Source organism: Streptomyces sp. NPDC003032 (assembly GCF_053591415.1).
This window is the reverse complement of sequence record NZ_JBSFTT010000088.1, coordinates 1-9,020: the sequence shown is the minus strand read 5'-3', so window position 1 is coordinate 9,020 and position 9,020 is coordinate 1. Positions and strand designations below refer to the sequence as shown.

The 9,020-nt window shown below is 66.8% G+C and carries 9 protein-coding genes and 1 pseudogene; 3 read left to right on the top strand and 7 right to left on the bottom strand.

Features of this window, described 5'->3' with window-relative positions; translation table 11 throughout:
* Positions 1–433 precede the first annotated feature (433 nt).
* A complete protein-coding gene (locus ACWDZ7_RS42185) occupies positions 434–1,063 on the bottom strand; it encodes a hypothetical protein (protein WP_451804183.1) in 630 nt (209 codons plus the stop codon).
* 76 nt (positions 1,064–1,139) lie between these two features.
* Positions 1,140–1,406: pseudogene (locus ACWDZ7_RS42180) on the bottom strand (transposase); the annotation flags it as partial.
* A 130-nt stretch (positions 1,407–1,536) separates the two neighbouring features.
* Here ACWDZ7_RS42180 and ACWDZ7_RS42175 point away from each other — a divergent pair.
* On the top strand, positions 1,537–2,403 hold the full coding sequence (locus tag ACWDZ7_RS42175; protein ID WP_451804181.1) for a GNAT family N-acetyltransferase: 867 nt from the start codon (positions 1,537–1,539) through the stop codon (positions 2,401–2,403).
* Between the two features lie 633 nt (positions 2,404–3,036).
* Here the strand turns inward: ACWDZ7_RS42175 and ACWDZ7_RS42170 are convergent.
* Together ACWDZ7_RS42170 and ACWDZ7_RS42165 are read right to left on the bottom strand one after the other, a co-directional pair.
* Positions 3,037–3,372, bottom strand: coding sequence for a hypothetical protein (locus ACWDZ7_RS42170; RefSeq protein WP_451804179.1), 336 nt, complete (start codon positions 3,370–3,372; stop codon positions 3,037–3,039).
* Positions 3,373–3,594: 222 nt separating this feature from the next.
* Positions 3,595–4,020 (bottom strand): hypothetical protein, encoded by a 426-nt coding sequence (locus ACWDZ7_RS42165; RefSeq protein ID WP_451804177.1) that lies wholly within the window; start codon positions 4,018–4,020, stop codon positions 3,595–3,597.
* A gap of 110 nt (positions 4,021–4,130) precedes the next feature.
* Between ACWDZ7_RS42165 and ACWDZ7_RS42160 the strand changes: the two genes are divergently transcribed.
* Positions 4,131–4,373, top strand: coding sequence for a hypothetical protein (locus ACWDZ7_RS42160; RefSeq protein WP_451804175.1), 243 nt, complete (start codon positions 4,131–4,133; stop codon positions 4,371–4,373).
* Positions 4,374–4,454: 81 nt separating this feature from the next.
* Positions 4,455–5,084: a class I SAM-dependent methyltransferase gene (locus ACWDZ7_RS42155; RefSeq protein WP_451804173.1), complete on the top strand. Its 630-nt coding sequence runs from the start codon at positions 4,455–4,457 to the stop codon at positions 5,082–5,084.
* A 58-nt stretch (positions 5,085–5,142) separates the two neighbouring features.
* Here ACWDZ7_RS42155 and ACWDZ7_RS42150 read toward each other — a convergent pair whose 3' ends face one another.
* Genes ACWDZ7_RS42150 through ACWDZ7_RS42140 form a run of 3 tightly spaced genes read right to left on the bottom strand, consistent with a single transcriptional unit; the run spans position 5,143 to position 8,884 of the window.
* Positions 5,143–5,676, bottom strand: coding sequence for an integrase (locus ACWDZ7_RS42150; protein WP_451804171.1), 534 nt, complete (start codon positions 5,674–5,676; stop codon positions 5,143–5,145).
* 2 nt (positions 5,677–5,678) lie between these two features.
* A complete protein-coding gene (locus ACWDZ7_RS42145) occupies positions 5,679–6,470 on the bottom strand; it encodes a carbon-nitrogen hydrolase family protein (RefSeq protein ID WP_451804169.1) in 792 nt (263 codons plus the stop codon).
* A complete protein-coding gene (locus ACWDZ7_RS42140; protein ID WP_451804167.1) occupies positions 6,470–8,884 on the bottom strand; it encodes a site-specific integrase in 2,415 nt (804 codons plus the stop codon). The genes ACWDZ7_RS42145 and ACWDZ7_RS42140 overlap by 1 nt, the downstream gene beginning before the upstream one ends.
* Positions 8,885–9,020 lie beyond the last annotated feature (136 nt).

Genomic DNA, 9,020 nt, shown 5'->3' with positions numbered 1-9,020 from the left:
GCCTGTGAACGTCTCCACCCACACCGGCTCAGCCCGCAACACCCCGCCCATACACGGGAAATGCCCAACACCGAGCCTTCTGCAACACCCTTTAGGCGCCGCTGTCCGCGTCACCACCCATCACGGCACCCCCGCAGTGACCGAACCTGAGTTGTTCCACCGCTGGGAATGGCACTGGCCCGACGACCTCCGCGCCCTTGGGGGCAGTGGTCACCGGTCTAGATCGCGGAGGTGCGGGTGTTTGTGTGCGTCGCGGCCGTGCGACCACATGTACCACCATCACCAGATCACCGAGACGGACACTTCGTCTGGTCGATGAAACCCCTGCGCAATGCGCACCATGGATGTCCAACACGACGCCAACCCCGTTCACGCCTGCTGCCGCGATCAACTCCTGATGATCACTGATCATGAAGGCAGTGGGCAGGAAGCGTCACTCCCCGTCCCAGCCGACGAGTTCCGCGACGGATACGGTAGCCATTTTGATCTCGTTACGAACGGGTCCGCAGGAGCCGCGAAGATCATCCAGGAATGCTCTCGTGAGCCCGGCTTCTACCTGGTCACCGTTCAAGCTCCGGACGGAGGCCACAAAGGATTTCTGGGCATCCCGCTCCAGCTGCTGGAGTCGTCCGACTCCTTCTTCCTCTCCTGCCTCAATCATGGCGATTCTGCTTCCGCCGAGCTTGAAGTCGAAGCTGCCGAGGATCGTTTCAAGGGTCTGGCCGGACATCTCGGCCCGCGAAGGAGTCGGATTCATGAAGACGGCGATCGCGTTGGCTGCGAGCATCGCAGACTGGAGGATGGAGAACTCCTTGGTTCCCGGATCATCAGCCTCGAACGATTCCCCCCTCGCCTCGAACTCCTCCAGGATTTCCAGTAGCTCATCCTCTTCCACTTCGCCGAGCGGCGCCTTCCAGGCACTTTCCAGGACGTAGGAGAACCATTCGGCATCCGATTCATCGGCAAGGGTGGAGAAAACTCCACTCCCACGCTCCGCGCAGGAAAGGCAGAACCCTGCAAGGAAAATACGCGGAATCACATGAAGTGCGGAGTAGGTCTCCACGTTGCGAGTCAACTCAGTCTCTCTTGCTCCAGAACAGTGTGTAAGGGAAATTCTGCGGCATATGGCCGCGCATTCCCTGGCCCCCCAGCCGCTGGGCGATCCGCTGCCGCACCGGTACCGGAGCATACGGCGACTGGTTTACGAACTGCCGCAGGGCCTGCATGTTGCCGTCCGGCAACCGCTTCGCCATCGGCTGGATCGACTTGCGACGGCCGTCCGGCATCAGACCCCGCAGATAACACTCGCCCCACCGCCGCTGATCCCGTCGCGGTACCGACCCGAACACATCGGCAACGAACTCCGACAACTCACCTTGAGGCCGTTCCACCTCCCCCAGTCTCATGCCAGGAAGACGCCCACCACCAGGCGAGATCACCGACGTAACGAAGCACTACTAAAGCGTGTCCTGTCGATCTGACTGGCTGAGTAAATCCAGGCGCGGCCGGTCGCCGCGATGATGTGAGATGCGGGACATGACGATCGTTCTGAACGAGCCCGGCGTCGACGGGTTGACCGGGGCCGTGAACGCCCTCCGTGTATGGCAGGACGACCGCACGCCGCTGCAACTCCATCCAGGTGACCTCGGCTGGGCCTGGGCGCTGGGCGCGGAGAGGCTGGCCGCGGCCGTCCGCACCTGGAGCGTGGAGGGACGGATCATTGCCGTCGGATACCTGGACGACCCTGATGTGCTGCGCCTGACGACCGCGCCGGACCTGCGACAGGACGGTGATCTGGCGCGCCGACTGCTGGCGGACCTCAATGATCCGGAGCGCGGGATCCTGCCGCCCGGGAAGGTCGGCCTCGAAATCCCCGACGGCGCCCTGCTCCGCGAGGTCCTCTTGGAGGCGGGCTGGAATCTGGACGAGCCGTGGACGCCGCTGCGCCGCGACCTCGCCGAGCCGGTGAAGGACTGCGGCCTGCGGATCGAGGTAGCCGGTCCGGAGACGGCGGGAGTGCGGACCGCGGTGCACCGCTCGGCGTTCGGCAGCGCGGGGTTCACCGAGGAGATCTGGCACGTCCTCGCGGCCGGGCCGGTCTACGCCGACGCTCGCTGCCTGATCGGCTACGACGACCAGGACAACGCGGTGGCCGCGGCGACGGTCTGGTCGGCCGGGCCCGGCAGGCCCGGCCTGCTGGAGCCGGTGGGCGTGCACGCCGACCATCGCGGTCGCGGCTACGGGACGGCGATCAGCGTCGCCGCTGCGGCGGCGCTGCGTGAACTGGGTGCAGCAAGCGCACTCGTCAGCACCCCGAGCTCGAACGCTGCCGCCGTCGCCGCCTACAGGGCCGCTGGGTACGAGCCGTCGTCAGAACGGCTGGACGTCAGCCGAGCCGCCTGAAAATGATCAGGCGGCGGTATCGGGCAGGCCGCGTCGCTGCCCCTGGCTGGGACCGAACGCCCTCTGTTGCCGCGCTCCAACGGGCGTCGTGGCCGGTGGCGGGATGACCTGGGATCGGGTCCCCACGCAGGTCCAGGTGCACGATGAAGCCTTCGGGCTTGCTTGAGCCGTGATGCGTGGAAACAGGCACGTCCGGTTCTAAGGGGGCCGGGTCACGGCGACGTGACCCGGCTACCCGACCAATGGCGCGGCCTGGCCACCCGATACGCCAAGCGCGCCGCGATCTGGGCTTACCACCGGGGTCGGCTCCGCCGCTCTCGGACAGTCTCCCCTCACCGCTGTCGCTTCCGGCGGGGCTGTCGTGCCGTTCGTCTTCTCTGCCGGCATGACCGCGGTCGCGTACGTGAAGCGGCAGGCGCAGTAGGCGACTTCGTGGGGTGGCTTCTTCAGGCCACCCCACGCCTCTTCCACGGTGAGCCCCGATTCCTTCTTGTAGTCAGCGATGGCGAGGACAGCCGCGGACTGCTCCTCCTGCTCAGACTCGTGAGAAGTCGGTCTGGCCGGACTCCTTCCACGAGATCCGCCACACCCACCGGCTCGTCTCCTCCGGCGGTCTCGACCCCGGCCGCACGCTCAGAACAGTGCCAGGCCCTCGCCGCTGGTGTCCGTGATGACTGGCCGGGGCCGGTCGGGTAGGCCTTCGAGGCTGTCGGGGCCGGCCGCGGCGGCCACGGCAGGGGCCGTCTCGGCCAGCCAGATACCGAACCGCTCGGCGGCTTCGCGGTAGGGGACTCGCGCCAGGATGCGGTGCTCGCCGGAGGGGCAGAGGTCGACGGCGACAGTGAACAGGCAGGAACGGGGCGCCTTCTGGTTGCCCGCCCAGGACACGCGCAGGATGCCGCAGGGCTTGCGTCCACGGGGGGCTTGGTGGGTCGGGCGCAGTGACCGGCAGCTATGCGGGCGGTCCATGCGGCGAGGTGCGGCAGGGGCAGGGTGGTGCGTGCACGGCAGCCGGGGCAGCGGTGCCAGTGGCGGAGCCAGTCGTCGGTGTCGGTGTCGAAGAGGCGTGCGTAGCGGTTCGCCACGCGGATGTCGTTGCTGTACAGGTGGTCGGGGCGTTCTTGTGTGTTGCAGGACTGGCAGACAGGGGCTTCTCCGAACTACCGGTTCGGCACGAGGGTGCGCGTTGAGTCAGGAGCGTCCCGGCTCCCGGTTGCGTTCGTGGTAGGCGCGGAAGTCGAAGAAGCGCAGACCGTCGATCACTGCTCCGGACTGGATTTCCTGCACGGTCCAGGGGTGGGCGGAGTAGTCATCGATCGCCACGCCTCCATGTTCGAGTAGCAGCGCGATCAGCTGGTGAACTTCTGCGGTGCCGTCGATCCGACCGGAGATGTCGATCTGCACTGCCCAGGTGGGGTGGAATCCGACGGCCCCGTCGAGGACCGCCACGTCGTCGGGCTCCCAGTCAGAGAAGAGGCAGCCGTTCCGCTCTTCGTCGATGTCGATGTAGAGGTTGCCGTCCAGGGTCCAGGGGTGGCGCTGCTGGTTCAGGTGTCGAGCAAGTGCGGCGATGGTCTCAGCTCGCTCACCTGCGGGGAACACGAACACTGTGCGCATGGCTTGGAGCCTAGGCGGTCCGTCTTCGAGGCGGCTACGAGTATTCAAGGCTGGTCCGGGGCCGGTGGGGAGGTGCGTCCGGCGATGTTGGCGAAAGTAGGCAGGCCCAGGTGCGTGACCGTCGGCTTGAGAGCGGCGTCGAGCTGAGACAGTTTGTCTTCGGCGCCGGCGAGGCTGATCTCGAGGCCTTCGACTTCGCCGAGCCAACCCTCTCGCTGGGCCTCGGCGATCCTGTCGATCAGGTTGTCGCGGATCTCGATCAGTCGGTCTCGCTGGGAGGGTTCGGGGCGGAGGAGCGAGCATCGGACGCAAGCTTCTCTGAACCAACGAGAGTGTGCCCTGTGATCAGGTGACGGGACGATCAGTCCTGAAGGGGAGGTCCGGTGTGGGGCCGGAGAACGGGTGCGAACGGCGCGGGTGTTAGTTTCCTTCCCGTGTTAAAACACCAGGACGAGACCAGGGCGGCCTACGACGGGGTCGTCGAGCTGTACGCGTCGATGTTCGCTAATCGGTTGGAGACGCAACCGTTCGCGCGGAACATGATCGGCACCTTCGCCGAGCTCGTGCGTGGCACGGGGAACCTGCGGGCAGCCGACGTCGGGTGCGGACCCGGGCATCTGACAGCCATGCTGCACGACTTGGGGCTGGACTCCTTCGGGCTCGACCTCTCCCCGGCTATGGTCGCCCACGCCCGGCGGGCCCATCCGACGCTGCGGTTCGACGAAGCGCGAATGGAGGCCCTGCCGATCGAGGACGGCGCGCTCGGCGGAGTGCTGGCCCACTACTCGATGATCCATACCCCACCTGGACAATTGCCCGCGCTGCTCGCCGAACAGGTGCGTGTCCTGACGCCAGGGGGCCTGCTCCTGGTGTCCTTCTTCGGGACCGAGGGACCGGAGCCGGTCCGCTTCGACCACAAGGTGGCGCCCGCCTATAGCTGGCCGGTGGAGCAGTTTGCCGAGTTGCTGACCGGGGCCGGACTCGTCACGGTTGCTCGGTTGCTCCACGACCCAGCGTCCGAGCGGGGCTTCCTCGACACCCATTTGCTGGCCCGCCGCCCGTAGAGCGTGGCCCGTGGCCTGGGTCGGGGTGGTGTAGATCATCCGCGTGGATGAGGCTCGGCTAACTTGAAGGTCCTCTTGCCGTACTGATTCGTGTCACGATCTGGCTGAAGCGGGGCATGCCCAGATCAATCACTTGGCGTTGACGGACTTGCTCTGCATCGAGCTGGGCGAGCTTCTCCTCTGCGCTGGCGAGGCTGACTTGGAGTCCTTCGATCTCACCGAGCCATCCCTCCTGTTCAGCTTCGGTGATTCGGGCGATCAAGTTGTCGCGGATCTCGGCAAGCCGTGCCCGTTGGGCCGGGTCAGGTCGGAGGAGTGAGCATCTGACACAAGCGTGCTCATGGATGCAGGGCGATCCGAAGGCGCGTGCACAGGTGCCGATGGACACCTTCCGCTTCTCGAAGTGGGCGAGGAAGGCGTCCCACTCCTCCTCCGTCGGGATCCGGTACTCCTCGCCGGGGCGGGAGGCCCGCCGACGGGCGATGAACGCCCGGTGGGCCTCAATCGTCTCGGCAGGGTAGACCGCTAATGGTGGAGTCGGGTATTGGAACTCTCGGAATGCCTGGCCGTAGGGGCCCTCCAGTCGTCCCATTGCTATACGTTTTTTCGATCTTGATAGCTCGTCTTGAGTAGGTCCCGTCGGCGCTGGCCGAGGTACCAATTGGCGGACTCGTCAAGGTCGATCGTGGTTCTGATTACGGTGGACTCGCCAGAGTTCGCCTCGGCGAGGACCTCTCCTCTCGGTGAGATGACCATGCTGGGGCAGTGCTGGTGAGGATCTGCCACGTTGGCTGCCAGGACGAACCGTTGGTTCTCCGCTGCGCGGCTGATGAGGTGGCTCCGCCAGACCCCTGCGGGCTCGGAGGGGTTGGCTGCATGGGTGAGGTAGATGAAAGCCTGTGCTCCGCGGTCGGCTAGATGCTGCCATTGCTCGGGGAAACGGATCTCCCGGCAAATCTGGACGCCGAGCGTGATGGGCCCGCTCGCCAGGTGGATCGTGAGCGTCGAGAGCTCAGAGCCTGCATCGAGTTGGCCTCGCTCGTTAATCGCCAGGTTTATCTTCCGGTAGGTCCAGCGGCTGCCGTCCGGAGAGAAGTAGAGGGCGGCATTGCTCCAAGCACCACGTTCGAATAGCAAAGTGCCGCAGAACAGGTGGATGGCTCTGCGCTGAGCTAGCTCTGCGAGGCGGTCCATGGCATGCGCGAGGGCCGAGGGCGGTAGGCGTTCGAGGGCCGAGAGGTCGGCGCCGTAGCCGGACAGCGCACCTTCGGGGAGTACGACGATCTCGTCTGGCTGAACGTCTGCCAGGAGCGAGGTGATGGCCGCGAGATTTTGCTCGATGTCCCAGGTGATGGAACATTGCGCGATTGCTATGGAGGCTTTCATCAGTCCTTCTTTCGGCGGCTGATCTCGTCTGCGTAAGCGGCCCAGTCACCGCCGGATGCTTTCTGCCACTGGACCGCGACTTGGATGTGGACTCCGAGCATCCGGGCGAGGAGGGCGGCGGGGAGCTCGGCGGCGAGAGTGAACAGGGCGGTAGATCGGTCCTGCTGGGGCCGAACGCCGATCTTGTGCAGCCTCAGACCGACCTGGCTATCGCTGAGCGGACGGCCGGGCTGGCCTCCGGGGAAGAGCCAGGGGGTATCGTTCGGCGTGCCGATCTTGGCCTTGCCGCGTCGGGTTGCGACGAGCTCGCGGACCAGAGTGCCCAGCGGCATCGGAAGGACGACGGGCGAGGTTCCGAAGGCGATCGCGACGGTCTCGCCGGTGATGTCGATGTCATCGATGGTGAGTTGGCTGATGGTGGCGATCTTCTGTGCGTAGAGGATCAGCAGCAGTCCAGCGACTCGGTCCGCGGTGGGCAGCTCATTGTCGTTGAGGAGGCGGCGGGCGTCGGCCCAGCGTTTTTCGCTGTCGATGGTGCCCTGTGGGCCGGTCCAGCGGATGGCGCCGCAGGTGAGGTCGTGGGCATGGCGGTGCCGTACGGACCAGCGGACGAAGTGGCCGGTCTCGTCGCGGTAGCGGAAGGCGGGATTGGTCATCCAGCGTTCGAGGTCGGCTTGTGTGCAGGTGCCCAGGGTGAGACCTTTGCCGGCGAGCCAGGTGAGGTAGTTGCCGGCGGCGTTGACGTGGCAGCGCACGTTCATGTCCTGCAGTTGAGTGGTGTGCTGGTGGCTGACGCGGCGGCGGAGCCGGCGCAGGTGGTGCCAGACCGCGTAGCCGTGCAGGATCCGGCGTTCGGCAAGGTCCGTGCGAGCCTGGACGGTTGTGGTGATCCATTTCTCCAGGGCGACGAGCCGTTCGTCGCGCGGTGGCAGAGCGCCCGTCGCGACGAGGACGCTGCGAAGGTGGGCCAGCACCTTGCCCGGCGGAAGTTCGTCGAGGAGGTCGTGGGTGACGGGACGCTCGTCGCGGCCTAAGCGTTCCAGCAGGTCCCGGGCTTTTGCCCGGGTGATCCAGGCCAGAGCGACGTCCGGGCGCTCGGCGTCCGTCAATGCCGTATGGAAGGCGGCGAGTTCGGGCGCGACGATGCCGGTGTCGTCACCGAGGAGGTCGCGGATCTTCTGGTCGAGGACGCATCGCTGGCAGGGGCGAGGGCTGAGCTGCCAGGTGGTCGTGCAGACGGGGCAGCGTCCCCAGAAGTCGGGGTCGGGGTTGGTGCACTTCGCGCACAACGGTTCCTCCCAGGTGCCGCCGCGGGCTTGGGCGACGGTGCCACAGTCGCTGCAGGTCGCCCATCGTTGCTGGCAGCGTTCGCACCAGGGCTGCCCGGTGGCGCGGGAAATCTCGCAAGGGGAGGTGCGGCCGCAGTGCCCGCACTCTCTGATCTCCTTCGGCCTGCAGTTGTTGCAGCGGACGCCGTCAATGAGCCGGACCGCGACCGGCTGACGACGTCCGCAGCCGACGCAGACTTCCAGGTTGACCGGGTCGCGGATCAGGCAGTTGGGACACAGCGGCTGACCGGCGGCGTCCCGGGTGGCGGGTTCACGGACGGCACCGCAGCGTGCGCAGGGGACGGCCGCATGCTTGGCGAAGCAGGCCCGGCAGATCCGCTTGCCGTCCAGGAGCTTCGACAGCGACTTCACTCCGTGACAGCGCGGGCAGGCCGGCTTGACGACAGTGGTGGCGCCGGCGGCGACGAGTTCGCCGATGAACCGCAACGCGGCCGGAGTGGGGGCTTCGTGTCCGGCGCCGGTCAGCAGCTCGGGACGGTCGATCACGGCCCAGGCCAGTCGACGCTGCCCGGCCGGACGCTTCGTGGACCGCTCCAGAGCGGCCCGGACGGTGTCCGCCTCGAGCGCGGGGTCGAGCTCAGTGATCATCTGGGCGAGTTCCCGGACCGGATCGCCGTCGGTGTCGGGGCACTTGGCGCATCGGGGCTGCCCGTGGCGGTCGCGGCTGACGACTCGCCGTTGCTGGTGGCAGCCCGCGCAGACGGCAGGTGTGTCGAAGCAGGGCGAGCATCCCCACCGTCCGCCCGAGCGGCTGCCGACGTAGGGGCGCGGGCGTCCGCACTCGCCGCAGCGGGGAAGAGCAGTGTCCTGGGCGCCCGCTTCGTGCAGGGCCATCAGCAGCTTGGCGACGCGGAATGGAGCGGGTGGCTTGCCTGTCCGCAGCAGCGACGGGTTGTCGTGCAGGGCCTGGGCGAGGTTGCGGCGGCCAGCTCGTGAGCGTACGAGCGTGCAGACGATGTCCCGGATGCGGTCGGCGTCCAGGCGCTTCTCGACGTTGCCGATCAGTCGCACGACCAGGCCGACCGGATCGGCGAGAACTTCCTCGGCGAGCGCAGGTGTCGTCACCGCTCAACTCTTGTGATCCGGGCTCGCCTTGGCCGCAGTCTGCCGACACCTTCAGAAGTGGTGGCCCCGCCTGCGGCGGCCTTCTTGGGCTTCTTCGCCGCCCCGGCCGTGGCGATCGGTTCGATGAGCTCGTCCA

What these genes read in the sequence shown, in the direction of transcription:
- ACWDZ7_RS42145 (WP_451804169.1), bottom strand. Translation starts at nt 6,470, where the DNA reads ATGAAAGCCTCCATAGCAATCGCGCAATGTTCCATCACCTGGGACATC.
- ACWDZ7_RS42175 (WP_451804181.1), top strand. Translation starts at nt 1,537, where the DNA reads ATGACGATCGTTCTGAACGAGCCCGGCGTCGACGGGTTGACCGGGGCC.
- ACWDZ7_RS42150 (WP_451804171.1), bottom strand. Translation starts at nt 5,676, where the DNA reads ATGGGACGACTGGAGGGCCCCTACGGCCAGGCATTCCGAGAGTTCCAA.
- ACWDZ7_RS42165 (WP_451804177.1), bottom strand. Translation starts at nt 4,020, where the DNA reads ATGCGCACAGTGTTCGTGTTCCCCGCAGGTGAGCGAGCTGAGACCATC.
- ACWDZ7_RS42170 (WP_451804179.1), bottom strand. Translation starts at nt 3,372, where the DNA reads ATGGACCGCCCGCATAGCTGCCGGTCACTGCGCCCGACCCACCAAGCC.